The organism is Acidovorax sp. GW101-11A03, from assembly GCF_059424825.1.
In genome coordinates, this window is the sequence record NZ_JBWKZU010000001.1 from 106458 (window position 1) to 132520 (window position 26063).

The 26063-nt window shown below is 68.5% G+C and carries 22 protein-coding genes; 14 read left to right on the forward strand and 8 right to left on the reverse strand.

What is annotated here, in order from left to right; all coding sequences use genetic code 11:
- Nucleotides 1-245: 245 nt before the first annotated feature.
- The gene (locus tag AC07Z7_RS00480; RefSeq protein ID WP_494764944.1) at nt 246-1619 is read right to left on the reverse strand and encodes a hypothetical protein; all 1374 of its coding nucleotides are present in this window, start codon (nt 1617-1619) and stop codon (nt 246-248) included.
- Between the two features lie 171 nt (nt 1620-1790).
- On the opposite strand from AC07Z7_RS00480, the gene dinG reads away from it, so the two are divergent.
- Together dinG and AC07Z7_RS00490 are read left to right on the forward strand one after the other, a co-directional pair.
- The gene (gene dinG, locus AC07Z7_RS00485; RefSeq protein ID WP_494764945.1) at nt 1791-3953 is read left to right on the forward strand and encodes an ATP-dependent DNA helicase DinG; all 2163 of its coding nucleotides are present in this window, start codon (nt 1791-1793) and stop codon (nt 3951-3953) included.
- 62 nt (nt 3954-4015) lie between these two features.
- Entirely contained in the window at nt 4016-4372 is a 357-nt protein-coding gene (locus tag AC07Z7_RS00490; RefSeq protein ID WP_494764946.1) for a zinc ribbon domain-containing protein YjdM, read from the forward strand.
- Nucleotides 4373-4390: 18 nt separating this feature from the next.
- On the opposite strand, the gene AC07Z7_RS00495 is transcribed toward AC07Z7_RS00490, so the two are convergent.
- Together AC07Z7_RS00495 and AC07Z7_RS00500 are read right to left on the reverse strand one after the other, a co-directional pair.
- Nucleotides 4391-5356 (reverse strand): M28 family peptidase, encoded by a 966-nt coding sequence (locus tag AC07Z7_RS00495; protein ID WP_494764947.1) that lies wholly within the window; start codon nt 5354-5356, stop codon nt 4391-4393.
- Nucleotides 5357-5486: 130 nt separating this feature from the next.
- Nucleotides 5487-6908, reverse strand: coding sequence for a serine hydrolase domain-containing protein (locus AC07Z7_RS00500; protein ID WP_494764948.1), 1422 nt, complete (start codon nt 6906-6908; stop codon nt 5487-5489).
- 137 nt (nt 6909-7045) lie between these two features.
- On the opposite strand from AC07Z7_RS00500, the gene AC07Z7_RS00505 reads away from it, so the two are divergent.
- The 4 genes from AC07Z7_RS00505 (at nt 7046) to AC07Z7_RS00520 (ending at nt 9250) form a co-directional block, all read left to right on the forward strand.
- Complete coding sequence (locus AC07Z7_RS00505; protein WP_094289905.1) at nt 7046-7657, forward strand: 3'-5' exonuclease; 612 nt, start codon at nt 7046-7048, stop codon at nt 7655-7657.
- Nucleotides 7658-7832: 175 nt separating this feature from the next.
- On the forward strand, nt 7833-8414 hold the full coding sequence (locus tag AC07Z7_RS00510) for an NnrU family protein (protein ID WP_494764949.1): 582 nt from the start codon (nt 7833-7835) through the stop codon (nt 8412-8414).
- 78 nt (nt 8415-8492) lie between these two features.
- Complete coding sequence (locus AC07Z7_RS00515; protein ID WP_056742544.1) at nt 8493-8756, forward strand: DUF3297 family protein; 264 nt, start codon at nt 8493-8495, stop codon at nt 8754-8756.
- Entirely contained in the window at nt 8753-9250 is a 498-nt protein-coding gene (locus AC07Z7_RS00520) for a ribonuclease HI family protein (RefSeq protein WP_494764950.1), read from the forward strand. The genes AC07Z7_RS00515 and AC07Z7_RS00520 overlap by 4 nt, the downstream gene beginning before the upstream one ends.
- 11 nt (nt 9251-9261) lie before the next feature.
- Here the strand turns inward: AC07Z7_RS00520 and AC07Z7_RS00525 are convergent, their stop codons facing one another.
- The 4 genes from AC07Z7_RS00525 to AC07Z7_RS00540 are packed head-to-tail and all read right to left on the reverse strand — an operon-like array spanning nt 9262 to nt 12018.
- Nucleotides 9262-10557, reverse strand: a complete 1296-nt coding sequence (locus AC07Z7_RS00525; RefSeq protein ID WP_494764951.1) for an RNA polymerase sigma factor — start codon at nt 10555-10557, stop codon at nt 9262-9264.
- Nucleotides 10558-10563: 6 nt separating this feature from the next.
- The gene (locus AC07Z7_RS00530) at nt 10564-10971 is read right to left on the reverse strand and encodes a VOC family protein (protein WP_094289907.1); all 408 of its coding nucleotides are present in this window, start codon (nt 10969-10971) and stop codon (nt 10564-10566) included.
- 60 nt (nt 10972-11031) lie between these two features.
- Nucleotides 11032-11568: an SRPBCC family protein gene (locus AC07Z7_RS00535; protein ID WP_494764952.1), complete on the reverse strand. Its 537-nt coding sequence runs from the start codon at nt 11566-11568 to the stop codon at nt 11032-11034.
- Between the two features lie 33 nt (nt 11569-11601).
- On the reverse strand, nt 11602-12018 hold the full coding sequence (locus AC07Z7_RS00540; protein ID WP_094289909.1) for a YciI family protein: 417 nt from the start codon (nt 12016-12018) through the stop codon (nt 11602-11604).
- A gap of 267 nt (nt 12019-12285) precedes the next feature.
- On the opposite strand from AC07Z7_RS00540, the gene AC07Z7_RS00545 reads away from it, so the two are divergent.
- The 4 genes from AC07Z7_RS00545 to AC07Z7_RS00560 all read left to right on the forward strand — a co-directional run bounded on the left by AC07Z7_RS00545 (nt 12286) and on the right by AC07Z7_RS00560 (nt 20899).
- The gene (locus tag AC07Z7_RS00545) at nt 12286-16221 is read left to right on the forward strand and encodes a WG repeat-containing protein (RefSeq protein ID WP_494764953.1); all 3936 of its coding nucleotides are present in this window, start codon (nt 12286-12288) and stop codon (nt 16219-16221) included.
- 152 nt (nt 16222-16373) lie between these two features.
- Nucleotides 16374-18422, forward strand: coding sequence for a TonB-dependent receptor plug domain-containing protein (locus AC07Z7_RS00550; protein WP_494764954.1), 2049 nt, complete (start codon nt 16374-16376; stop codon nt 18420-18422).
- A gap of 3 nt (nt 18423-18425) precedes the next feature.
- Nucleotides 18426-18977, forward strand: coding sequence for a YfiR family protein (locus tag AC07Z7_RS00555; protein WP_494764955.1), 552 nt, complete (start codon nt 18426-18428; stop codon nt 18975-18977).
- The gene (locus tag AC07Z7_RS00560; protein WP_494764956.1) at nt 18974-20899 is read left to right on the forward strand and encodes a putative bifunctional diguanylate cyclase/phosphodiesterase; all 1926 of its coding nucleotides are present in this window, start codon (nt 18974-18976) and stop codon (nt 20897-20899) included. The genes AC07Z7_RS00555 and AC07Z7_RS00560 overlap by 4 nt, the downstream gene beginning before the upstream one ends.
- 22 nt (nt 20900-20921) lie before the next feature.
- On the opposite strand, the gene AC07Z7_RS00565 is transcribed toward AC07Z7_RS00560, so the two are convergent.
- Nucleotides 20922-21287, reverse strand: a complete 366-nt coding sequence (locus tag AC07Z7_RS00565) for a YciI family protein (RefSeq protein ID WP_494764957.1) — start codon at nt 21285-21287, stop codon at nt 20922-20924.
- A gap of 417 nt (nt 21288-21704) precedes the next feature.
- Between AC07Z7_RS00565 and leuA the strand changes: the two genes are divergently transcribed.
- The 4 genes from leuA to AC07Z7_RS00585 all read left to right on the forward strand — a co-directional run bounded on the left by leuA (nt 21705) and on the right by AC07Z7_RS00585 (nt 25814).
- Nucleotides 21705-23393: a 2-isopropylmalate synthase gene (gene leuA / locus AC07Z7_RS00570; RefSeq protein WP_494764958.1), complete on the forward strand. Its 1689-nt coding sequence runs from the start codon at nt 21705-21707 to the stop codon at nt 23391-23393.
- A gap of 8 nt (nt 23394-23401) precedes the next feature.
- Nucleotides 23402-23890 (forward strand): GNAT family N-acetyltransferase, encoded by a 489-nt coding sequence (locus tag AC07Z7_RS00575; protein WP_494764959.1) that lies wholly within the window; start codon nt 23402-23404, stop codon nt 23888-23890.
- A 131-nt stretch (nt 23891-24021) separates the two neighbouring features.
- A complete protein-coding gene (locus tag AC07Z7_RS00580) occupies nt 24022-24525 on the forward strand; it encodes a C40 family peptidase (RefSeq protein ID WP_494764960.1) in 504 nt (167 codons plus the stop codon).
- Between the two features lie 188 nt (nt 24526-24713).
- Nucleotides 24714-25814 carry a 3-deoxy-7-phosphoheptulonate synthase gene (locus AC07Z7_RS00585; RefSeq protein WP_494764961.1) on the forward strand — a complete coding sequence of 367 codons (1101 nt, stop codon included), beginning with the start codon at nt 24714-24716 and terminating at the stop codon, nt 25812-25814.
- Nucleotides 25815-26063: the final 249 nt, after the last annotated feature.

A 26063-nucleotide genomic window follows, 5' to 3' on the forward strand; every position in this document is an offset into this window, starting at 1 on the left:
TCGCATCCCGCTGGCGGTTCCGCCAGCAGATTTCATGCCAAAAATGGCCTCTGCGCCTGATGGACAAGCGCTAGTAGCTATTATTTCAGGAGCATATAGCGCCCGATCTGCCCGGCGCTTTCAGGACGTCTTGGGCGCTTTTTTCTGCTTTTGAGCCACCGCAGAGTCCCTCCACTCCGCGCCACCGGCAGCCCCGCGTTGCAGGCCCCAGGCCCTGCACGGCTGCGGGCGTGCGGAGCCTGCTGTCACCAGAACAACCACCGCTCCAGCGCATGGACCACGATGACCACGATCACGCCGAGCAGGAAGAGGATCGCCTTGCGGCGCGCCCGCTCGCTCACCACCAGCTTGTAGACCGTGTACGCGGCGAGCGTGCCCACAAAAGGCGCTGCGATGGCGGCCCCGGACAGGACGATGGCCACAAGCTTGCCCCAGCCGTCGGTCCCGCCCATGGTCCAGATCGAGTGCAGGAGGATCGCGCTCGGAATCGCCAGGCCCCACCACAGCACCCCGGACGCCACCGCCACGCTGAAGTGGTGCGCGAGCAGGCCATACAGCACCATTGCGCCCACCACCCCGCCCAGGAACATCAGCCGCTTGAGCCAGAGCGGCAGCGACTCGCCAGAGCGGCGCGCTGGCGTGGCTTCACGGGCCTTCTTGGCCGCTGCGGCCGCCTGGGCCTGTTCTTTGTGTAGTTGTTGCTGCTTCTCGGTGGATTCACGGGCACCACGCAGAAAGTTGTCCACCGCCGGGTTGTCCACCTGCACAAGGATGCGGGCGGTGCGCGACAAGGCCTGGTCTTGCTGGGGAATGACGGTCTGCAGCGCCGCCCCCTGGCTGAACCAGTGCCCCATCTGCGCCAGCCAGCTGACGCCGGCAGGTGGCAGTCCGAAACCGCCCTCGACCGCACTGCACAGGTAGTGCTGGGTGCTTTGCGGCGGCACCCACTGGCGCGTGCTGTAGCGGGGCAGCGCGCATTGCATCAGCGGCGCCGCCGGTTGCAGGCCGGGGCGGCCCAGCTGCAGCGCGAATTCCGGCAGGGGCAGGGGTTCGGCCAGCATGTTGCGCACGCCCAGCCACAGGTACAGCCCCCGAAGCCGCCCGTCCTGCGCCCGCCGCACCCACAAGCCCGGCCCTTCCTGCACCAGCTCAGCCCCCAGCGCATCCAGCTCGGGCGGGCGGGGCACCTCGGGGCCATCGCGGTCCCATGCGGCCCGCAGCTGCTGCGCCTGCAGGATGGCGGGCCACACGGCCCGGGCGCGGCGCTCCAGAAACGATGGGTCCACCGCCCGGCCATGGGCGATGGCGGCTTCGATGCTGCTCCCCGCTGGCGCTGGGCCGCCTTCCAGCGCCCGCAGCCAGTCGTCCACCAAGGCCAGCAGCAGATGAATCGCATCCGCCCCCTGGCCCACGGCCTCGGCCGCGCGCACCCAGGCAAACCGTGCCGGGTCGGTAGGGACCAGCTGCTGCGGGAGCAGGCGCTGGCGCTCCTGGGTTTTATCTGCCTGCGCCACCGCTGGCGACGTTTTGGTTTGCGCCCCGGCCCCCGCGCTGGCCGCCAGGCACATCGCCAGCACCGCCCAGCCCAGCCATTGCGCCAAGACTTGCTGCCATGCCATGGTCCCGTGCAGGCCAAGGCCTGCAGCCCGCGCCGTTCTCCCTCGCATCGCATCCCCTTTTTTTGGTGTCGTCGTGCGCGGATTGTGCGACCAAGGGGTTGCTGCGGGGCCAGAATTCGACCGCACCGCACGGTCGGCCGCCACGCCGTCTGGAGCATGCGACACTACTGTATGTCTCAACAGGTGTGGGCCGCGCAGGCCCTTGAATCTTTCGATGCGGTGGTGCAGGCCACCGAGGGGTTTCGCAGCCGCGCAGGCCAGCGGCTGATGGCCGAGCAGGTGGCGCGCACCTTCAGCAGCGCCACGCTGGGCAAGGTGGATGAAGAAGGCGGCGAGGCCGCACCCACGCGGTCCATCGCCGTCATCCAGGCGGGCACAGGCGTGGGCAAGTCGCTGGCGTATTGCGCACCCGCCATTGCGCTGGCGCTGTCGCGCGGCACGCGGGTGTTGATCTCCACCGCCACGGTGGCGCTGCAGGAGCAGCTGGTCAACAAAGACCTGCCCGCACTGGCCGCGCTGATGCCGCAGCCCTTCAAATTTGCGTTGGCCAAGGGGCGCGGGCGCTATGTGTGCAAGCTCAAGCTCGACCGCTTGGCGGGCACGGGCGAGGCCGAGGAAGAGGCCGACGACGACCTGTTTGCCGAGGAAGAAGCCGCCGCCCGCGCCAAACGCCCCCGGCACGAGACCGAGGCGCGCATCCAGTTCTATTCCACGATGGCGCAGACGCTGTCGAAGGGCGCCTGGGATGGCGACCGCGACAGCCTGGACACGCCGCCCGAGCCCGAGGTGTGGAGCCCCGTGGCGGCCGAGGGCGCATCGTGCACCGGCAAACACTGCCCCGCCTTCAGCCAGTGCACTTATTACGACAAACGCAAGGAGCTGGTGGGCGCGCAGGTGATCGTGGCCAACCACGATCTGCTGCTGTCGTCGCTGGGCGCGCGCGTGCTGCCTGAGCTGGACAACTGCCTGCTGGTGCTGGACGAAGCCCACCACCTGCCATCGACCGCTCTGGATCAATTCGCGTGCAGCATGGACCTGTCGCGCATCACCTGGATCGAGCGGCTGGCCAGCCGGGGCCTGCGCATTGGTGCGCTGCTGGAGGTCGAGGAGATTGCCGACATCCCCAAGCACTCGGCCCAGTTGCGGCAGACGCTGCAGGACCTGGCGCGCATCGTGATGGATGTGTATGGCGCCCAGCTCAAGAGCCAGCCCAGCGCCTGGGGCCCGGCGCGCGTGCGCGTGCCACGCGGCGAATTGCCCGAACAGCTCATTGCGCCGCTGGGCCTGCTGGCCGCCAGTGCCGAGGGCTTTCTCGACGCGCTGCGCGCCATCAGCAAAGCCCTGCGCGCCGAGATGCGCGACAAGCCCGACGAGGCCAAGCGCCTGTCTACGCTGTACGCGCAGATCGGCATGCTGGCCCCGCGCCTGGAAGAGCTGCACGCCACCGCGCAGTTGCTGCTGCAGGACGCGCCCGAGGGCGCCGTACCCGCCGCCAAGTGGTTCACGCTGGAAGTGGATGGCGACTTCATCGTGGTCAAGGCGCACGCCAGCCCCATCCTGCCTGGCACCACGCTGCGCAACCACCTGTGGAGCGCGGTGCGCGGCGCGGTGCTGACCTCGGCCACGCTCACCAGCTGCGGGCACTTTGATTTCTTCCTGCGCGAGGCGGGCCTGCATGGCGATGAAGCCACCACCACGCTCGAAGTGCCCAGCCCCTTCAACTACGCCGCGCAGGGCACGCTAATTGCGGCCGAGACCCGCGCCGACCCCAAGAACGCCGCACAGTTCACCACCGAGATGGTTGATGCGCTGCTGCACGACATTGCCCGCGTGGAATACGGGGCGCTGGTGCTGTTCACCTCACGCGAGCAGATGCGACAGGCAGTGGACGCATTGCCCACCGCCATGCGCAGCGTGGTGCTGGTGCAGAACGCACTGCCGCGCACGCAGCTGCTGCGCCGCCACCGCGAGCGGGTGGAAAACGGCGAGCCCTCGGTCATCTTCGGCATGCAGTCGTTTGGCGAGGGGCTGGATCTGCCGGGACGCCTGTGCGAGTCGGTGTTCATCACCAAGCTGCCCTTCGCCCCGCCCGACGACCCCGTGGGCGAGGCCCGTGCCGAATGGCTGCGCGCCGTGGGCCGCGACCCCTTCAGCGAACTGGTGGTGCCCGCCACCGCCATTCGCCTGGCGCAATGGGTGGGCCGCGCCATCCGCACCGAGGAAGACCAGGCCCATGTGTACTGCTACGACAAACGCCTGGTGCGCACCAGCTACGGGCAGCGCCTGCTCAAGGGCTTGCCACCGTTTGCGCTGGAGCAACGCGCGCCGCTGTGAAGCGGTGATACTTTGCCCCCTTCGATTTCATAACCACTACAACAACCCCAGAGAGGACCCCCATGCCCCACACCGTACCTGCCTGCCCCCAATGTGGCCTGGAGAACACCTACCCCGACGGCAGCAACTACGTGTGCCCCGACTGCGCGTTTGAATGGCCGCAAATGGCCGATACTGCGGACACCGACGCCGATGCAGGTGACGGCATCGTCCGGGATGCGAATGGCAACCCTCTGGCCGATGGCGACGCGGTGATCCTGGTGAAAGACCTCAAGGTCAAGGGTTCTTCGTCCACGCTCAAGAAGGGCACCAAGATCAAAGGCATCCGCCTGGTCGATGGCGCCGATGGCCACAACGTGGACTGCAAGACCGACCTGGGCAGCATGCTGCTCAAGTCGGAGTTCTTGAAGAAGGCCTGACCGAGCGACGGAGCCCGCTCAGCGGGGCGACTGCGCGAGATCGCGCACCACCCCCTCCAGGCCCTGCACCACGCGGGCCAGGCGGTCGTAGTCCACCTTGTCGGGCGTGTCCTCGCGCGTGTGGTAGTGCGGGTAGCGGTAGGGGGCGGTGTCGGTCACCATCAGCGCGGGGTAGCCCGCGTCGATGTAGGCCGCATGGTCCGAATAGTCCACGCCGGGGATGAAACGCGGCGCCGCGATCCCCTCGGACGGGAACGCCGCATGCGAGCGGAACGACCGGACCACCCGGCGCGCCAGCCCCAGGTCGGGCGTGGTTGCGACGAAGGCGATGAAATCACCCTGCGTGGGGTAGAACTGGTTCAGCGGCCAGGGGTACTTCTGCGACCCTTCGGCGTTCGAGAAATACCCCATGGTCTCCAGCGACAGCATCGCCACCACCGGCGCACCACGGGCCCGCAAGGCCTGGGCGTGCACCTGGCTGCCCATCTGCGGGGTCTTGAAAAAAGGCGGCTCTTCGTTGGTATAGAGCACAAACATCACATCCGCCTGCGCGGTGGCGCCCAGGTGCTTGAGGCTTTTGGCCAGGGCCAGCACGGCGGCGGTGCCCGTGGCGTTGTCGTTGGCGCCGGGTGTTTCGTGCGCCGAGTCGTAGTGGGCGCCAACCACCACCAGGCGCTGCCCCGGTGCGCTCTGGCTGGGCACCGTGACCTCCAGGTTGCGCACCGCCACGCCCCGCGCCTTGAACTCGTCGCGCCGCACCTGGTAACCATACGAGACCAGCTCTGACTCCAAGTAGGTCGCCACGGCCTCCAGAGCCGCAGGATGCTGGGCGTTGTGCTCCTGCGCTGCAATCACCGTCACATGCTGGCGCAACTGCTGTGCTAGCGCCTGCTGCTCGGAGGTGGCGGGCGGGAGCGCGCCGCGGTGCGAGCTGCCGGGCATGGTGGTGACTGCCAGGATGGCCACCAGCAGCAGGCCCAACACGGTGGCGAGGGCGCCGGTGATGCGCAGCAGGCTTCGCCCCCAGGCGCAGGGCGATCTGTGAAATTCTCATGGCGTTGGTTTCATCGGCGCTGCATGCGCATTACCAATGCATATGCCCCGAGCGCATCCGTCACTTTGATAGAGCACTGCGACGCGGGCGCGCCTTGCGATAGCGCTGGGTGGCCTCGGCCAGTATGGCGTCCTTGGGCACCAGCTGGGCGCCGCCCACCCACAGCTCGGCCGGTGTGCCGCTGGCATCACGCACGCGGCGCACCGTCTGGCCCGGGCTGGCGTAGGCAGAGGCTTTCTGGACCGCACCGGTGTCGCGCCCGGTGATGACCAGCTCGGTGGTGGCAGCGTTGAAGGGCACAAACATGGCGGGCGCCACCTGGCACACCACCTTGCCCATGGGCACCAGGTCGCTCGCGCCCCACAGGCTCCACCAGCGCCCCGCCCAGGCGGCTTCCTTTTTACCCGGCGCACCATGCTGCTGGAACGCAAACAAGATGCTGGCAATGCCTTCCCCCCACTCGGTGGACAGCCCATCCTGCGCGTTGGTGAGCACGGTCACCGTCAGGTCCAGCGCGGGGTAGCGCGCGGTGCGCGACAGAAACCCCTGCAGGCCGCCGGTGTGGCCCATCCATTCGCGCGGGCCTGGCGCGCTGAGCATGGTGCCCAGACCGTAGTGGGACTCGAACAGGTTGCAGGGGTCGCGCCAGCGGCGCTGCGCCATCTCGCGGCGGCTGGCGGGCGAAAGGATGCTGTGCGGGCTGTCCGGCGCCAGCTGCGAAAAGAAGCGGGCCACATCCGACGCGGTGGACACAAACCCGGCAGCGGGGGCCATCGCACCACACACGTTATCGCCCGGCACGATCAGGCGCTGGCCAAACGGAAACTCGCTGCTGTGGCCCTGGGCCAGGGGCGCGCGCCGGGGCAGGTAGGGCATGTCGGGGGCGGTCTCTTCCAGGCCTGCGGCGGCGATCACGTGGCGCTGCATCCAGCGGGCGTAGTCCGTGCCCGTAACCTGCTCCATCATCAGCCCCAGCAGGCCATAGCCGTGGTTGGAATACTTGAGCTGTACCCCTGCCTCCAGTGGCGGCTTGGCGCGCAAGTCGGCCAGCAGCTCGGCGCGGGAGAGGTACGGCCGCCGGTCCAGGAACTGGCCCGCATCGGGCCCGTCACGCGTCACGCCTGCGCTGTGCGACAGCAGCTCGCCAACGCGCGCCCGGGCCAGGTCCTTGTGCAGGCCATCAACATAGCGGCCAATGGGGTCGTCCAACCCAACCTTCCCCTGCTCGCGCAGCAGCATGACACCCGCTGCCGTGAAGCTCTTGGAGTGCGACGCAATGCGCAGGCGGTGCCGGGGCGTGAGGGGTTGGTGGGTGCGCAGGTCGGCCACACCCAGCGCCAGTTCTGCCACCGTTTTGCCACCGCGTGCGATGGCCACGGAACAACCGGGCTGGCGGTAGCGCTCCAGCTGCAGATCCAGCCATTGCGGCAGGTAGTCCAGCGCGGCGTTGATCCAGGCCGAATCGGCGGTGCTTTTCTTCATGGGTTGCTCGGCTCCATGCATCCAGAAACAGGGTGGGCAGTGTAGGCCACACATTGCGAAGGGCACGCGGACACACAAGGCAGGCAGCACTGCGGTCGGGTGCGGCGGCACAATCCTTTCTTTTCACACCCGCCCCCATGCCCCCCATCGCCGTCATCGACTTCGAAACCACCGGCATCTCGCCCGGCCAGGGCGCGCGCGCCACCGAGGTGGCGATCGTGCTGCTGGAGCAAGGCCAGGTGGTAGACCGGTTCCAGAGCCTGATGAAGACCGGGGTGTGGATTCCATCGTTCATCACCCAGCTCACCGGCATCACCAACGCAATGGTCAACGCCGCGCCCGACGCGGCGCAGGTGATGCAGGACGCCGCGCGGTTTGTGGGCAACGCGCCCATGGTGGCGCACAACGCGTCGTTTGACAGCAAGTTCTGGCAGGCCGAGCTGGCGCTGGCGGGGCTGCCTGCACCGCAGCCGTTTGCGTGCACGGTGCTGCTGTCACGGCGGCTGTACCCCGACGCGCCCAGCCACCAACTGGGCACGCTGGTGGACTACCACGGCTTGCCACGCACGGGCCAGGCGCACCGGGCGCTGGCCGATGCGGAGATGGCGGCCGCGCTGCTGGCGCGCATGCAGCACGACCTGCGCACGCGCTGGCGCGTGGCCGAGCCCAGCTACGCGCTGCTGCAAACACTGCAGCGCTGCGCCAAGCCCAAGGTGGGAGCGCTGCTGGCACGGCACGCGGTGGCCTAGCCAAGCCCGTGGGGGGCGCGCCAAACGGCGCACCAATACTATCAATTTGATAGCTATCAGGGCATGATGGACGCGCGGAGAAGGCCTTTTTTATTCAAACTTCTTGCATACTGGGGCCGCGACAGCCCCACACAAGGGGGCTGCGCCCACAACAACCCCGATGAAAGGTTTTGCCATGGGAATTCTGGTTTTGGGACTGGTGCTGTTTCTGGGTGTGCACTCGGTGCGCATCGTGGCCGATGGCTGGCGCACGCAAACGCTGGCGCGCATGGGCGAGATGCCGTGGAAGGGGCTGTATTCGCTGGTGTCGGCCGTGGGCCTGGCGCTCATCGTGTGGGGCTATGGCCTGGCGCGGCAGCAGCCCATGGTGCTGTGGGTGCCGCCCATCGGCATGCGGCACGCCGCTGCGCTGCTGACGCTGATCGCCTTTGTGCTGCTGGCCGCCACCTATGTGCCGCGCAATGCGATCAAGGCCCGGCTGCACCACCCCATGGTGCTGGGGGTGAAGGTGTGGGCACTGGCGCATCTGCTGTCCAACGGCAACCTGGCCGATGTGCTGCTGTTTGGCAGCTTCTTGCTGTGGGCGGTGCTGAGCTTTCGCGCCGCGCGCCAGCGCGACCGTGCCCAGGGCACGGTGTACGCCGCAGGCAGTGCTGCGGGCACGGCCGTTGCCCTGGTGGTGGGCCTGGTGGCCTGGGCGGGCTTTGCGTTCTGGGGCCATGCGTGGTTGATTGGCGTGGCGCCGCTGGGGCGGTGACCGGGCGCCGGAAAAGCCCCCGCCCCAAATGCCGGAGAATCCGCGCTTTGCGTTTTCTCCTTTCTCGCTGAGACCTCTATGACCGAAGCCACCACCCCCAACACCCCCGCCCAGCCGCCCCTGCCCGACCACCTGTCGGTCAACCCCCGCAGCCCGCACCATGTGGCCGCCGTGTTCGAGCACGACATCGGCATCCGCCTGAACGGCAAGGAGCGTTTTGATGTGGAGGAATACTGCATCAGCGAAGGCTGGGTGAAGGTGCCCGCAGGCAAGACGGTGGACCGCAAGGGCCAGCCGCTGCTCATCAAGATCAAGGGCACGGTCGAAGCGTTCTACAAGTGACGGCTGCACGGGCGGCCGCGCCGCTCTCCCCCAGCGCCTGGGTGATCCACTGCGACGGCAGTGCCTGGCCCAACCCGGGGCGCATGGGCCTGGGAGCGGTGCTGACGGGCCCCGACGGGACTGTGCAGCACCAGATCTCCGAAGTCACCACCTTCACCGGCTGCAACAACGAGGCCGAGCTGCGCGCGCTGATGTTGGCGCTGCAGTGGCTCGCGCAGCAGGGCATTGCCACATCAACCCCGGTGCACGTGTTCAGCGACAACAGCGTGCTGGTGGAACAGCTGGGCGGCCCACCCACGGCACCGATTGCGCGGCTGGCAGCGTTGTTTGATGAGGCGCGCCGCGCTTTGCAAGCCTTCCACCACGTTCGCCTGCAGTGGATTCCGCGCCACCGCAACGGCGCCGCCGACACCCTGGCACGCGCTGCGCTGGGGCTGGCGCCCAAGGCGGCCCTACCGCCGGGGCACCGCGAGAAGAAGAACAAGCGGCGCTGAACACGCCCCCCTCAATCCCCCGCCGCACGGGCCAGCAGCAAGGCCTTTTCCTGCGCATTGCGCGTGAGGCCCGCCGCGCGCTCAAACTCGGCCCGCGCTTCCGCCCCCCGGCCCAGCTTGGCCAACAGATCGCCGCGCACGCTGGGCAGCCAGTGGTAATGGCGCAGCGTCGGGTCGCGCACCAGCGCATCCACCAGCACGAGCGCAGCGCCGGGCCCCTCGGCCATGCCCACCGCCACCGCGCGGTTCAGCGCCACCACGGGCGAGGGCGCGACCTGCAGCAGTGCGTCGTACAGCGCCACGATATGGGGCCAGTCGGTGTCCTGCGCCTGCCGGGCGCGTGCATGGCAGGCGGCAATGGCGCCCTGCAGCGCGTACGGCCCCCAGGGCTTGCCGGTACGCGCGAGCTGCTCGGCCTTGTCGAGCGCGGCCAGACCGCGGCGCACCAGCAGGTGGTCCCAGCGCGCGCGGTCCTGGTCCATGAGCAGCACGGGCTGGCCCTGCGCATCAGTGCGTGCGGGCAGGCGCGAGGCCTGGATTTCGAGCAGGGCCACCAGGCCTTGCACCTCGGGCTCGTCGGGCGCGAGGCTGGCCAGCACCCGCGCCAGGCGCTGGGCCTCGCCGCACAGTGCGGGGCGCATCCAGTCGTCGCCCGCTGTGGCGGCATAGCCTTCGTTGAAGATGAGGTAGATCACCTCCAGCACCGAAGCCAGGCGTGGTGCACGCTCGGCCGCACCGGGCACTTCAAACGGCACATGGGCGGCCGTGAGGCTGCGCTTGGCACGCACGATGCGCTGCGCGATGGTGGGCTCGGGCACCAGGAAGGCGCGCGCGATCTCGGCCGTGGTGAGGCCGCCCAGCAGCCGCAGCGTGAGGGCCACACGCGCCTCGGTAGGCAGCACAGGGTGGCAGGCGGTGAACATGAGGCGCAGCAGGTCGTCGCCGATGTCGTCCTGCTCGGCGTGCATCAGGGTGTCCACCACGTCGGGAGCGTACTGGGCTTCGAGCGCTTCGAGGTCGTGGCCCAGGGCTTCGTGCTCGCGCTGGTGCAGGGCCTGCTGGCGCAGGTGGTCGATGGCGCGGCGCTTGGCGGTGGTCATGAGCCAGGCGGCCGGGTTGGCGGGCAGGCCGGTTTGCGGCCAGTGCTCCAGCGCAGCCAGCAGCGCATCCTGCGCCAGCTCTTCGGCCCGGCCCACGTCGCGCGTCATGCGCGCCACGCTGGCGATGATGCGTGCGGCCTCGATACGCCACACGGAGTCGATGCTGCGGTGCAGGGCATCACGGTCGGGCAGGGCGGGCGCGCTCACCGGCCGTCAGCCCAGGGCTTGGCTGGCATCCACCATGTGCACAAATTCCCAGGTGTGGCCATCGAGGTCATCAAAGCTGCGCGAGTACATGAAGCCAAGGTCCTGCGCGGGGCGGGGGGTGGTGCCACCTGCGGCCACGGCCTTGTCCACCAAGGCATCGACCTCTGCACGGCTGCCGCATGAGAAGCACACCAGCACTTCGGAGGTGGTGCGTGCGTCGGCAATCGTTTTGCTGGTGAAGGTCTGGTAGAAGTCTTTCACCAGCAGCATCACGAAGAGGTTCTCGCCCACCACCAGGCAGGCGCCCTGGTCGTTGGTGAACTGGGGGTTGAATTCATAGCCCAGGGCGCGGAAGAAGGCCTGCGAGCGGGCCATGTTCTCGATGGGCAGGTTCACGAAGATCTGTTGGTGCATGAGGGTCTCCTGAAGGAAGGGAAGGTATAGGGAAACGGGGGGGTTTGCAAAGCAGGTCGTTCAGCCCGCAGGCTTTTGCACCACGGCCTGCAGGTTGGCCAGGCCGTCCTCGAAGTCCTGCCCCACCATGCGGTCCATGTTGAAGAACAGGTGGGCGATCTTGGCGAGGTAGGGCACGGGGCCCTGCATGGCCCAGGTGACGCGGGTGGCGCCGACGCCCTCGGGCAACAGCGTGAACTCGACCTGGTTGTGGGCTTCAAAGGGCTTCACAAAGTCGAGCTTCATGCCCACGCGGCGGGGGGCCGTGGCGTCCACGATCTCCATGCTGCCGGTGCCCACCTTGTCGCCCTGCCAGGCGTAGCGTGCGCCGGGGCCGGCGGTGGTGGCGCTGTACTCGCCCTTGATGGCGGGGTCCTTGCGTTCGTAGGGGTTCCAGGTGTTGAACTGGCGCAGGTCGTGGATGAGGCCATAGAGCTGCTCGGGCGGGGCCGCAATCACGCGGCTGCGTTCCACGCGGAAGGTGTCGGGGCGTGTGGCGGCATAGGCCAGCAGCAGGGCCAGGGCGGCGAGCAGCACGAGGGCAACGGTCTTGATCATGGTGGGGTCTCCTGTGTCACAAGGCAGCAGGGCTCAGCCGCGTGCGGCGTCGAGGTCGCGAAAACGCTGCACGGCCTCGCCGGGTGCGAAGTCGTCCAGCTCAAAAACCGGGCGCACCTCGATCTCGGCCTCCAGGCCTTCGCCGCGCGGGTTGGGGAAGCGCCGCGCCCATTCCATGGCCTCTTCGCGGGAGCGCACCTGGATCAGCGTGTAGCCCGCCAGCAGCTCCTTGGTTTCAGTGAACGGGCCATCGACGACCGTGCGCTCGCCCCCCTTGCCGTAGCGCACCCGCCAGCCCTGGGCACTGGCCTTCAGGCCCACGCCGTCCAGCAGAACGCCCGCGCGGGCCAGTTCCTCGTGGTAGGCGCCCATGGCAGCCAGCAGGTCCTCACCGGGCATGACACCGGCTTCGCTCTCGGGGCTGGCCTTGACCAAAATCATGAATCGCATGGCATTTCTCCTGTGGTGGTGAACAAGTGGATGTGTGAGACGGCAGGTTTTTGCCGCTCTCATCCACCACGACGAACGGGGGTCGCCGGATTCGACATGTTTTTCGACAAACAAGGGTTTTCACCTAGAAAATCGGTACACCGAGGGAAAGGCTGCGCCCACGCAAGCCCAAAACCAGCCGCCTGTGCGCATGCCCCTCGCGATTACGTCCTATTACGTGTGTGTGGTGGTGCGTGGCTACGATCCGCGGCGGAGGAAACGGAGCCCATGCACAACACACAACAACACACCCAGAGCCCGGCCGCGCCCCCGCGCATCGCCAACATCCCGCTGTCGCCCGACGGTGCCCGCCATGCCTGTGTGATCGTGCACGGCCCCGGCCGCGCCAGCAGCCCGCCCGAAGGCCTGCAGATGGTGTTTCGCTTCAGCGCCGACGGACAGGGCGGCTGGATTGCGGCCGCCATGGCCGACGACGGCCGCTGGGGCTACATCGATGGCGAGGCCCGCTGGCGCACGCCCCCCACACTGGACAGCGCGCGCAGCCACTCGGACGATGGCATGGCGCGTTTTCTGCAGGACGGGCACTGGGGCTTTGTGAACCGGGCGGGCGAGGTGGTGATCCCGCCCCGGTTTGAAGACACGCGGCCTTTTCACGACGGCCTGTGTGCCGTGAAGGTGGGCCCCAATGCCTGGCGCATCATCGACCGCGAAGGGCGTTTTACCTGCGAGGACAGCTTCCACGACCTGAGCCTGTTCGGCGCCGAGGGCCTGGCCCGTGCTGTGGTCTGGAAGAAGGACAAGAACCAGCGCCGCCAGGGTTTTGTGGACCGCCACGGCCAGTGGGTGATCGAGCCCCGCTTCAAGGCCGTCGAACCCTTTGGCGAGCTGCCCGTCACCCCGGCATCGCTGGACGCGGAGACCTGGGGCCTGATCGACACCCGGGGCGAGTGGGTGCTGGAACCCCGCTACCCCCGCATCGATGCCTTCAACAGCGAAGGCCTGGCCTTTTTTGACGAACCCGACGCCTGGAACAACGGCCATGGCTACCTGGATGCGAAGGGCCACGTGGTGGTCAAGGGCGAACGCCATCTGTCGCACTACATGGCCTGTGGCTTGGCCGCCAACACCTACAACGGCACGGATTTTCTGCGCGCCGATGGCACCACCCTGCCCACACCACCCCTGGCGTTTGGCAGCCACTTCCGCACCGAAGGCCACTTTGCCGTGGCGCGCACCGCAATGCGCCGGGGCGACACGAGCCCGCCCACCTGGGCGCTGCTGCACACCGATGGCCAGCTCATCCCGCTGGGTGACCCGCTGCTGGAGCCGCTGACCAACAGCGACGGATGGCTGGTGGAGGAGCAGCCCGACACTCCGCTGGTGCCCTTTCTCACCCGCGATGGCCAGGTGGCCTGGATCGACAAGGACGGCGCCATGGTCTGGCGCGCCACCTACGACGGCCAGCACGCCACGCTGCAGGATGCCGATGGCACCCTCCTGTGGCGCAGCAGCGCTGGGGACAACTGCCAGCCCCCCCGGCATTTCTTTGAGCCCCCAGTGACGGAACACCTGGAGGGCATCGCCACGCTGGACGGCATCGCCCCCCTGGCCCAGACCCTGCTGGCCGAGGCCGAGACCCGCCTGCACCGGCTGGCGGCGGGCGAGACCCTGGAGCCCGAGACCGCATCGGACGAAGACGATGATGATGACGACGAAGAGGAAGACGAAGACACCGTGCAGGCCCACCGCGCGGTGGTGGTGCGGCGCGTGATGCGCACCTACATCAGCGAAGAGCACAACGGGCCCTACGAGTTCTTGTGCGGCCAGCTCAGCGACACGGTGGAACAGGCGCGCACGGCGATGGTCCGGGCCCTCACGGAGCCATACGGCACGCCCGACCCCGACCCGGAGCATGCCGCGCCCACCCAGTACAGCACCAGCCACACCCTGGCCTGGGCCGTGCCCCTGTCCCAGGCCCTGCCGGGCGACAGCGGCGTGCTGCGCGAAACGCGCGAGCAGTGGCTGAGCCTGTACAAACACGCCGACTCGGGCGATGGCGACGCCTGGTGGGAACTCTGGCTGATGGCCGCCCCCAGCCTGGATGCACTGGAAACCGCCCAGCGCGCCCGCCGCCAGGCCATCGCCCAGCACGCCAACGCAGAAGGCGCCGACGATGCCGCCAAGAACGGCGAGGACAGCGAGGGGGGCGACCCTCCGCAGGCCGAACGCCCGCTGCCCCAGACCCGCGAAGAATGGTTGCAGGCCGTGGCCAGCGACCGCTATGCCATCGCCCAGGTGCCCGCGCCCTGGTGCGACGATGCCATGGTGGATGCGGCACTGGCCAGCGACGTGGAGGCGCTCGCCTGGGTGCCCGCCGCCTTCCAGACCCCCGAGCGGCTGGCGACCCAGATCCGCCGGGGCGCAGAGATCGCCGCCAACATCCCGCCCCAGTGCATGACGACCGAGGGCCTGGCGCTGGCGCGCGCACTGTATGCGGGCCAGCACGAATGGGACTGGCGCGACGAGCGCAACAGCCGCCTGCCCACCGAGTGGGACCACAACAGCCTGTACGACCTGTGGGGCTGCCTGCTGACCCCCGCGCTGGCGCTCCAGGCCGTGCGCGCCGGGGCCCCGCTGCGCGCCCTGGCGCACTGGCTGCGCACCGACGCCGTGGAGCAGGCCGCCCTCAAGGCCGACATCTACAACATCAGCTACATCGACAAAAACCGGATCACGCCGGAGCTGGCCGCGCTGGCAGTGCGGCACGACTATGGCTGCCTGATTGAAGAGATTCCGCCCGCACTCATCACGCCTGCGCTGTGCCTGGCATCGGCCCGCACCAACGGCCTGTCGCTGGCCAAAATCCCCGCGCCGCTGCGCAGCGTGGAGGTCTGTGTGGCTGCGCTGCAGGACCGCTCGGACATGTTCCCGCACGTGCCCGAGCCCCTGCGCCTGGAGGTGACCACGCGGCTGATCGAGGATGACCTGGCCGAGGCCCGCAAAGAGGGCGATGCCCGCGAAGGCAGCCACTGGCATGGCGCCCGCGCCTGGGTGAAGCTCTGGGCCGGGGACTACCAAGGCGCCCTTGCCGACGCGCAGCGGGGCCGCCCCGAGATGCGCTACGAACAGCACGCGCACTATGTGATGGCCAGCGCCCACCGCGCGCTGGGCAACCACCAGGCAGCGGCGCTGGAGGCCTCCACGGTGCTGTCGCTGGACGCGACCTATCGCGCGCAGTGGGACGAAGCCGAAGACACCCGCTGGCTGCAGGCACTGGCCCAGGGCCAGGCCGCAACAGCCGACGATGCCGCGCTGGTGGCGCAACTGCACACGCACCCGCGCACGCTGGCCGACATTCCGCGCGAGCGCATCACCCACGCCATGGTGGACGCAGCCCTGGCGGCCGATGAAGACACGGTGCGGTTTGTGCCGCGCCGCCTGATGACCCCGGCACGCTATGCAGCCGCCCTGCGCCAGAGCGTGAAGGAGTTCGGGCAGATCCCGCCCGCCATGCTGAGCGAAGAGGCCTGCATCGAGCATGTGCGCAGCGGGGGCTGGCGGCTGGAATCGGTGCCGCAGGCCCAGCGCACGCTCACCGTGTGCGCCTGGGCCGTGCGAAGCAACGGAAGCGCCATCGAGCATGTGCCCGAAGCCCTGCGCAGCCAGGTGCCGGGCGCCATCCGGCAGTTGCCGCCCGAGAACGACGACGATTCCAGCAGCACCGCATCTGGCAGCGACTGGCTCACGCGCAAGCTGGTCGATTCGATGATGAGCAGCCACGAGACGGCCTCGGGGCGGCTGCGGCAAAAAGGCCTCTTCACGGCCTTTGCGCTCAAGACCATGCTGGGCGCCAAGTCGGCAGACTTGCCCACGCTGGGTGGACTGGCCGGCTGGTTCGAGGTGCGGCCCTTCCTGGCCATGGTGACCCACCTGGTGCTGGGGCTGGCCGCCCTCGTGGCCCATGCCTTCGTGTCGGTGGCTGCCTGGCGCGCCGAGGGCCCCTGGATCGGGCTGGGCACGGCGCTGCTGATGGGCTTTTCGGAGCTGTACTGGGCCTGGCGCTTCCTGTTTTCCGCACCGCTGAGCCCCTGGCTGGGCGCCGCCTGCGCGGTGGTGCTGCTCTACACCTTTGGCTGGCGCGGGCTGTACCGGCGCGTGGGCCTGGTCTATGCCGCCCGGGCCCGGGAACGGGGAGAGGACTGAGGGCTTTCCTAGGGACATCACCGATCCCGGGCCCTGTGATCTGTACCTCTGGCTGGATACAATTTGTAAAGACCTGATCCACGCTTGACGCGCCTCCCGCACGCCAGCCTCGAACGACAGAGCGCCAGCCAGCCACACACGGAGCCCAGCCCATGGCACGAGGATCGAGCAACCCGCAGCAGCCACCAAGGCCCCTGGTGGCCAGGGCTTTTTGGGCCCCCGGGGTGCTGGCCTGGCTGTGTGCTGCCGCTGCGGCCAATGTGTCTGCACAAACCCAGGTGGCCGTGGCCGACCTGCCGCTGGAGCAGCTCATGCAGATGCAGGTCACCACGGCCAGTCGCTATGCACAGACCGCACTCGAAGCCCCCGCCGCCGTGAGCGTGGTCACGGCCGACGACATCCGGCTGTTTGGCTACCGCACGCTGGCCGAGGTGCTGGGCAGCATGCGCGGGCTGTACATCTCCTACGACCGCGCCTACCACTACCTCGGCATGCGGGGTTTTGCCACCCCGGGCGACTACAACACGCGCGTGCTGCTGCTGGTCAACGGGGTGCGTTTCAACGACAACCTCTACGACCAGGCAGGCATTGGCACCGACTTTCCGCTGGACCTGGACCTGGTGGACCGGGTGGAGTTTGTGCCCGGGCCCGGGTCGGCGGTGTATGGGGCCAACGCCTTTTTTGGGGTGGTCAATGTGATCACGCGCAATGGCCGCCAGATTGCCGGGCCGCAGGTGAGCGCCGAAGCAGGCAGCCATGGCAGTGCCAAGCTGCGGTTGTCGGTGGGCACGGTGGATGCGCTGGGCGCCGACTGGCTGGTCTCGGCCACGCGGGCCACCACGCGCGGCGCCGACCAGTATTCCCCCGCCTTCGACACGCCCGGGAACCCCGGCGGCCTGGCGCAGCGGCTGGACTATGACCGCAGCACCCAGCTGTTCGTGCGCCGGGCGCACGGGGGGCTGGCGCTCACGCTGGCCCATGGCGAGCGCACCAAGGGCGTGCCCACGGCGGCGTTTTCGCAGGTCTTCAACGACCCACGTTCGCGCTTCATCGACCAAACCACGCTGCTGGCGGCCGAATACACCACACAGCTGCAGCCCACGCTGGCCTTCACCGGGCGGCTGCATGCAGGCCGCTACCAGTTCGTGGGCGACTATGTGTACGACTACCCGCCCATCACGCAGAACCGCGATGTGGGCACCGGCCAGTGGTGGGGCACCGAGTGGCAGTGGGTGAGCACGGCGCTGGCGCGCCACAAGCTGTCCTGGGGCCTGGACTACCGGCGCGACACACGCATCGACCAGACCAACATCGACCTTGCGCCGCCCGCCCAGTACCTGGATGCCCGCCGCAAGGGTGACGTGCTGGGCCTGTACTTCCAGGACGAGTTCGCGCTCAGTGCCGACCTCACGCTCCATGCTGGGCTGCGCTGGGGCAAGCAGTCGGGCAGCGCAAGCGCCGTCCACCCCCGCCTGGGGCTGGTGTATTGGTGGAACCCCGCCACCGCCGTCAAGCTGCTGCACGGCACGGCCTACCGCCCCCCCAACGCCTACGAGCGCGACTACCGCGTGGACCTGCCGGGTGGAGTGGTGGAGGGTGCTGGGCTGCGCCCGGAGCGCGTGCGCACCACCGAGCTGGCGCTGGAGCACGCACCCACCGGCGCCAGCCGCTGGCTGCTCACGGCATTCCGCTCTTCGGTGACCGATCTGATCGTGCTGGACGCTGCGGGCCATGTGGACCGGCTCACGGTGGGCAACACCCGCGCCGTGCAGGTGCACGGCCTGGAGGCCGAGGCCGAACAGCGCTGGCAGGGCGGCCAGCGCCTGCGCGTGGCCTACGGCTGGCAGCGGGCGCGCGACCCCTCGCAGGCCGGGCCGCTCACCAACGCCCCCCGGCACCTGCTCAAGCTGCAATGGTCGGACACCCTGCGCTGGGGCGCGGTGCCGGGTGTCGGCACGGGGCGCTATGCCATCGAGGCCATCGGCATCGGCCCGCGCAACACGCTGCGCGGCACGCGCCTGCCAGGGCACGTGCTGGCCAATGCCACCTACACCACCCGCGTGGCCGATGTCGATGTGTCGGTGGGGGTCTACAACCTGTTCAACCGCCAGCATGCCGATCCGGCCTCGTTCGAGATCCGCGACGACACCGTGCGCCAGGACGGGCGGACCTACCGCATCAAGCTCACCTACGCTTTCTGAGCCATGTGCCCCCCCCTGCGCCTACACACAAAGCTGGTGGCCTGGCTGTGGGTGGCGCTGTGCGCGGTGGGTGGAGGCGCCAGCCACGCCAATGAACCCGTGGGCGAGCTGGAGCTGAAGGCCGCCTACATCTTCAACTTCATTCAGTTCATCGAGTGGCCCGACAGCGAGGCGGACTCGCCCCAGGAGATAGGCCTGTGCGTGTCACCCTTCAGCCCGCTCAAGCGCCCCCTGAGTGCGCTGGAGGGCAAACCCGCCAGCAAGGGCCGCACCCTGCGGGTGAAGCTGCTGGAACCCGCCAGCCTGCGCCAGTGCCGGGTGGTGGTGCTGAGCAATGCAGATGTCGAGCCCGCGCTGCGCGCGCTGCGGGCCCTGCCTGCGGCGCACGGCGTGCTCACGGTCTCTGATGAGCTGACCTTCGTCAACCCCGAAATCGTCATCGCACTGGCCCAGCGCGATGGGCGCATCGTGTTTGGCATCAACCCCGATGCGGCCGCGAAAGCGGGGCTCACCATCAGCTCCAGGCTGTTGCGCCTGGCCCGGACGGGCAAATGACCCCCCTGCAGCCCACACCCACCCCCCAGGCACCGGCCCCGCTGCTGCCGCCCATCCTGCTGTCCTCGCGGCTGGTGGCCACGGGCATCCTGTCGGCGGGCCTGGCGCTGCTGACCGTGGTGCTGGCGCTCACGGCCATGGACTACTGGAGCACCCGCAGCTCCATGCTGCAGGACAGCCGCGTGGAAGCCGCCATCGTGGCCGACAACATCTCGGCAGCCGTGATGTTCCGCGACACGGGCACGGCCAATGAGATGCTGGGTGCGCTGCGCTCGTCGTCGATGGTGCTGGCGGCGGGTGTGTATGACAACAACGGCGTGCTGTTTGCCCACTATGTGCGCGAGCGCGACCCGGAGTTTCCGACCACGCTGCGCGCGGCGGACATGCATGGTGCGCTGGAGCGCTCCAGCTGGGAGAGGCTGGAGATCGCCCGCGCCATCCCGGGTGCGGTGGGCACGGCGAACCCCCTGGGCACGCTGTACATCCGCAAGTCGATGCGCGAGCTGCACACCCGGCTGGCCCTGCGTTTTGTCAGCGCACTGCTGGTGGCCGTGTGTGCGATGGGGGTGGCCACGGCCATGGTGCTGCGCAGCCGCGCCGCGGTGCGCGAGGCCGAGCACCGGCTGCACACGCTGGCCCACACCGACGCCGTCACCGGCACTGGCAACCGCCATGCGTTCAACGAACGGCTGGCTGCCGAGCTGGAGCAGGCCCGCAGCCAGGGGCACCGGGTGGCGCTGGTCTACATCGACCTGGACAACTTCAAGACGCTCAACGACACCTTCGGGCATGCGGCGGGCGACGGCCTGCTGCGCCAGGTGGCGCAGCGCCTGCAGTCCGTGGTGCGCAGCGACGACACTATCGCACGCCTGGGGGGCGACGAGTTTGCGCTGATCCTGCGGCTGGACATGGACGACGCCGCGCTGGACAAGTATGCGCAGCGCATCATCGGCGTCTTCCAGGCCGCCTACACCGAGGTGGGACAGCAGATGAATGTCACGGGCAGCGCGGGCATTGCGACTTTTCCCGACGATGCGCCCGACGTCAACGCCCTGGTCAGCAACGCCGACACCGCCATGTACCGCGCCAAGGAGATGGGCAAGAACCGCTGCGTGCGCTTCGAGCCGTCGATGAACCAGGCCGTGGTGCGCCGCCAGGCCATCGAACATGCGCTGCGCGCCGAGCTGGAGCAGCAGGGCGGCGGGCTGGCACTGCATTACCAGCCGCTGTTTTCCGCGCGTGGCCAGGCCCTGGTGGGGGCCGAGGCGCTGCTGCGCTGGACGCACGCCGAGCTGGGCCCCGTGTCGCCACTCGAAGCCGTGTCGGTGGCCGAGGACTGCGGCCTCATCGTGCCGCTGGGCTACTGGGTGCTGCGCACCGCCTGCCGCGACGCCGCGCGCTGGACCGCGCCCGGGCCGCTGCGGGTGGCCGTCAACATCTCGGCGCGCCAGCTGGGCGACCCACAGTTTCTGGAGCGCGTGATGGACATCCTGCGCGAAGAAGGCCTGCCTGCCCACCTGCTCGAAATCGAACTCACCGAAACCGTGCTCATGGAAAACATGGAGGCCGGTGCCCACACGCTGCACCGCCTGAGCCAGCTGGGCATCCACCTGGCCATCGACGATTTCGGCACGGGCTACTCATCGCTGGCCTACCTGCGCCAGTTGCCGATGCGGCGCCTGAAGATCGACCGCAGCTTTGTGCGCGACCTGCCCGAGCAGGAACACAGCCGCACCATCGTCACCGCCATCGTGGCGCTGGCGCATGGCCTGGGGCTGCAGGTGACTGCCGAGGGCGTGGAGACCCCGCAGCAGGCCGACTACCTAGTGCAGCAGGGCTGCGATGTGCTGCAGGGATATGCGCTGGCGCGGCCCATGCCGGTGGCGCAGTTTCTTGCGCTGCAGGCGGGCGCCACGGCCTAGCGTGCGGGGGGCACAGGGTGGTTCAAGCCTCGGCGCCGTGGTAGCAGGGTGCGACCTCGCGCACTTCGACGGTGGCCCATTCGGCGGCCGGGCATGCACGCGCAATGGCCACGGCCTCGTCGCGGGTGGCGCAGTCCAGCAGATAGAAGCCGCCCACCATTTCCTTGGTCTCGGCAAACGGGCCATCCACCAGCCGGGCCTGGCCCTCGCGCACCTGCAGGCGCACGGCCTGGTCGGTGGAAGCCAGCGACTCGGAGGCACGCAACAGGCCCCGCGCCTGCAGCCCTTCGCCAAACCGCTGCATGCGCGCATAGGCCTCCTGCCCCCCCGCCAGCCCCCGCTCGGCGCGTTGGCCGTGGGGTTCCATGATGAGCAGCATGTAGGGCATGGGGTGTCTCCTGAGCAGAAGGAAAAAAGGGGTAGGGCCCGCGTGGGCCGCCATCTGCGGGCGGTTTTAGCTATCATATCAATAGCTTAAAGTGCTTATCCGTCGCGCGGTAGCGGCCATTTTTTATCATATTCTTGCGCGCTGCAGCAGGCCTGTGCTATCTTTGGCGCCCTATGCAACGCAGCATCCTCCTATCCACCCTATCGCTAGGCCTAGTGCCTGGCCGGGGTCTGCCTGCGTTCGCCACCCTCGTTGCCTGACTCGCTCAGCGCAGCACCTGATCTCCCCCTGACCCCGGCCCGCGAACCAGCCTTTGCACACGCAAAGGGCTGCAGGGGATGTCATTCGTTTTGATTTCGTTTGACCCGTGCACCGTGCGTGATTTGCGCACCGCACACACCGTTCGTGGAGCCCCTCATGATTGCCAAACCCGCCACCAAATACCAGCCCATCGCCCCCATTGCGCTCGCCGACCGCCAATGGCCCAGCCGCAGCATCACCCGCGCCCCTGTGTGGCTCTCCACCGATCTGCGCGATGGCAACCAGGCCTTGTTCGAGCCGATGAATGGCGAGCGCAAGATGAAGCTCTTCCACGAGCTGGTGCGCATCGGCTTCAAGGAGATCGAGGTCGGCTTTCCCGCCGCGTCGCAGACCGACTTTGACTTCGTGCGCCGCCTTATTGACGAAAACCTCATCCCCGACGACGTGACCATCATGGTCATGACCCAGTCGCGCGAAGACCTCATCGCGCGCACCGTCGAGGCCGTGCAGGGCGCACCCCGCGCCATCGTGCACCTCTACAACGCCACCGCGCCCGCGTGGCGGCGCATCGTGTTCGGCATGAACGTGACGCAGGTGATGCAGCTGATTGCGCACCACGTGGGCTACCTCAAGCAGCTGACCGACGCGCAGCCCGAAACGCAGTGGACCTTGCAGTACTCGCCCGAGACCTTCAGCGCCACCGAGCTCAGCGTGTCGCTCAAGGCCTGCCAGACAGCGATTGCCGCATGGAACGCCGGCCCCGGCCGCCCCATCATCATCAACCTGCCCACCACGGTGGAGAACGCCACGCCCAACGTGTTTGCCGACCAGATCGAGTGGATGGACCGGCACCTCACACCCCGCGAGCACATCGTGCTGTCGGTGCACCCGCACAACGACCGGGGCACGGGCGTGGCGGCGGCAGAACTCGCGATGATGGCCGGTGCCGACCGCGTGGAAGGCTGCCTCTTCGGCAACGGCGAGCGCTGCGGCAACGTGGACATCGTGACCCTGGCGCTCAACATGTACACGCAGGGCGTGCACCCGGGCCTCGATTTTTCGGACATTACCTCGGTTGCGCGCATTGCGGAGGAATGCACGGCCCTGCCCGTGCACCCGCGCCACCCTTATGCGGGCGACCTGGTGTTCACCGCGTTCTCGGGTTCGCATCAGGATGCGATCAAGAAGGGCTTTGCCGCGCAGGACCCGAATGCCTTGTGGGAAGTGCCGTACTTGCCCATCGACCCGGCGGACCTCGGCCGCACCTACGACAGCGTGATCCGCGTGAACAGCCAGTCGGGCAAGGGCGGCATTGCCTTCTTGCTGGAGCGCGAACACGGCGTGGTGATGCCGCGCCGCATGCAGGTGGAGTTCAGCGCCGTGGTGCAGCGCCAGACCGATGCGAGCGAAGGCGAGATGACGGGCGATGCGCTGTGGAGCCTGTTCCAGGCCACCTACCTGCAGGCCCCCGCGCAGGCCGCCATCACCTGCCATAGCCACAAGCTGGATGAAGACGGGCAGGGCATCGAGCTGGACGTGACCATCGACGGCACACGCCAGACGCTGCGCGGCCAGGGCAACGGCCCGATTGCCGCCACGGTGGATGCGCTCGGCCTGCCGCTGCGGGTAGACCACTACGAGGAACGCGCCACCGGCACTGGCGCCAACGCGCAGGCGCTGGCCATTGTGGAAGCCGCGATGGAGGGTGTGGCGGGTGCCACCTTTGGCGCGGGGGCCAGCCACAACATCGTGACCGCCTCGGTGCTGGCCATTGTGGGCGTGGCCAACCGCTTGATGGCGCGGCGCACCGCATCCCATCCAACGGATTCCGCCATGGCAGCATGAGCGGGACCATGGAGATTCGCCCCGCTTTGGCCCGTGATGCGCCAGCCATCAGCGCCCTGGCATTGTCAGTGGCGCACTTTTTTACGCGCGACCGGGAGGGGCGGGGTGCCGAGGAGTTTTTGCAAACCTTGCGGCCCGAGGCGGTGGCACTGCGGCTGGCGACACCATCGTTCACGAGCTGGGTGGGATGGGGGCCCGGGAATACTCTGGCGGGCGTGGTGGTGGTGCGGGATGGCACCCACCTGTTTCACCTGTGTGTGGCCGAGTCCTTCCAGGGCCGCGGCTGGGCGCGGCAACTGTGGCAGCACGCGCTCTTCCACATCTCCACCGGCGCCGCACCCGACGTGACCGTCAACGCGACGCTCCGTGCCCGGGGCTTTTACGAACGCATGGGGTTTGTGGCGACAGGTCCCGCTGTGGAAACCCGGGGGATTGCCTTCGTTCCGATGCGCCGCCCTGGCGACGCATCAGGCAGCGCGCTCTGGCAAACCACGTAAGGTGCTTCTTCCTGCCAGGGACCAGCCGGTTGTCTCGCGCTGGCAGCGGTGCATGCAAAACCTGTTGTCAAAGACCTTGTGTCGCCTCGGGAAACTGCAGCGTGCCGCGCCAGTCCATTAACCTCGGGCCCATGCGCGTTTTTCACCGCCTGGCTCTTGCCACCTGCACCGCCGCCCTGCTGGTCCTTGCCGGATGTGGCACCTCACGGCCCCCGCCGTCGCCCGTATCCAGCGCGCCCTTGCGCACCACGCCGCCGCTCACGGCCGAGCAGGCGCACGACATCGCCATCCACGCGCTGGGCTTGGTGGGCACGCCGTACCGCTATGGCGGCAACACGCCGGACTCGGGTTTTGACTGCAGCGGCCTCATCGGCTACGTGTACCGCAACCAGGTTGGCGCGCCGCCGCCACGCACGGTGGCCCAGCTCAACACCTGGGGTACCCCCATCGACAGCAGCGAGCTGCGCACGGGCGACCTGGTGGTGTTCGGCACGGGCCGCCAGCCCAGCCATGCGGGCATCTATGTGGGCGAGGGGCGGTTTGTGCACGCACCCTCCACCGGCGGCACGGTGCGGCTGGATCACCTGCAGTCGCGCCACTGGGCGCGGCAGAATGCGGCGTTCCGCAGACCTTGAATTCGGACACCCCCTGAGCGGCTTCGCCGCTTCCCCCCGCTCTCGCATCGCTGCGCGCTGCGGGCAGGGGGACGACGCCCTTGCTGCGGGGCGGCCCTTGCTCGGCGTCTCTGGCCTGGGCCGCGCCAGTCTCTAGCAACGCACCTCAATTCGGCCAGCGACCGGGCTCCGCGACAATCGGGGCCACCATGACCCACGCACACCGCTCCGCCACCCCCATCTCCACCCACGACACGACGCGCATCGATGACACGCGCATCAAGGCCGTGAGGCCGCTGATCACGCCTGCGCTGCTGCAGGAATGGCTGCCCACGCCCGATGCGGCGCAGACCCTGGTCGAATCCAGCCGCGCCGCCATTTCGCGCATCCTGCACGGGCAGGACGACCGGCTCATCGTGGTGGTGGGGCCTTGCTCCATCCACGACCATGGCCAGGCCATGGACTATGCGCGCCAGCTGAAAGCACAGGCCGATGCACTGCAGGACGACCTGCTCATCGTGATGCGCGTGTATTTTGAAAAGCCGCGCACCACCGTGGGCTGGAAGGGTTACATCAACGACCCGCACCTCGATGGCAGCTTTGCCATCAACGAAGGGCTGGAGCTGGCGCGCCAGTTGCTGCTGGACGTGCTGGCGCTGGGGCTGCCGGTGGGCACCGAGTTCCTGGACCTGCTCTCACCGCAGTTCATCAGTGACCTGGTGAGCTGGGGCGCGATTGGCGCGCGCACCACCGAGAGCCAGAGCCACCGGCAGCTGGCCAGCGGCCTGTCGTGCCCCGTGGGGTTCAAGAACGGCACCGACGGCGGCGTGAAGGTAGCGAGCGATGCCATCCTGGCGGCCAGCGCCGCGCACGCGTTCATGGGCATGACCAAGATGGGCCAGGCCGCGATCTTCGAGACGCGTGGCAACAACGACTGCCACGTGATCCTGCGCGGTGGCAAGCAGCCCAACTACAGCGCCGCCGATGTGGATGCGACCTGCGCCGTGCTCAAGGCCGCCGGCCTGCGCGAGCAGGTGATGATCGACGTGAGCCACGCCAACAGCAGCAAGCAGCACCAGCGCCAGATCACCGTGGCCGAAGATGTGGCACAACAGATTGCTGCGGGCGATGCACGCATCACCGGTCTGATGATCGAAAGCCACCTGCAGGAAGGCCGCCAGGACATCGTGGCGGGCCAGCCACTCACGCCCGGCGTGTCGGTGACGGATGCCTGCATCAGCCTGGCGCAGACCGTGCCGGTGCTCGAAAGCCTGGCCGCCGCCGTGCGCGCCCGCCGCGCCCGCCCCTGACCGCAAACGGCAAGCACCGAGGGCGGGCGGGGCCTGCGGGGCATAGGAATGCAGGGGCCCGTTTCATTTGGGGCAAACCCCCATGCAGTGCCCCGGCGGGGGGTGCCTGTGCGGTGTAGCATTGCCCTTTCGACCCTTGGGGCTCCCCCCCTGGATTTTTCACTGCGGTGCTGGCATTGGGCCAGTGCCCACCTGCTGCCCGACTGCCTTGTTGTTCCCGCTGCCCTGCGCCTGCCTACCCACCCCGGT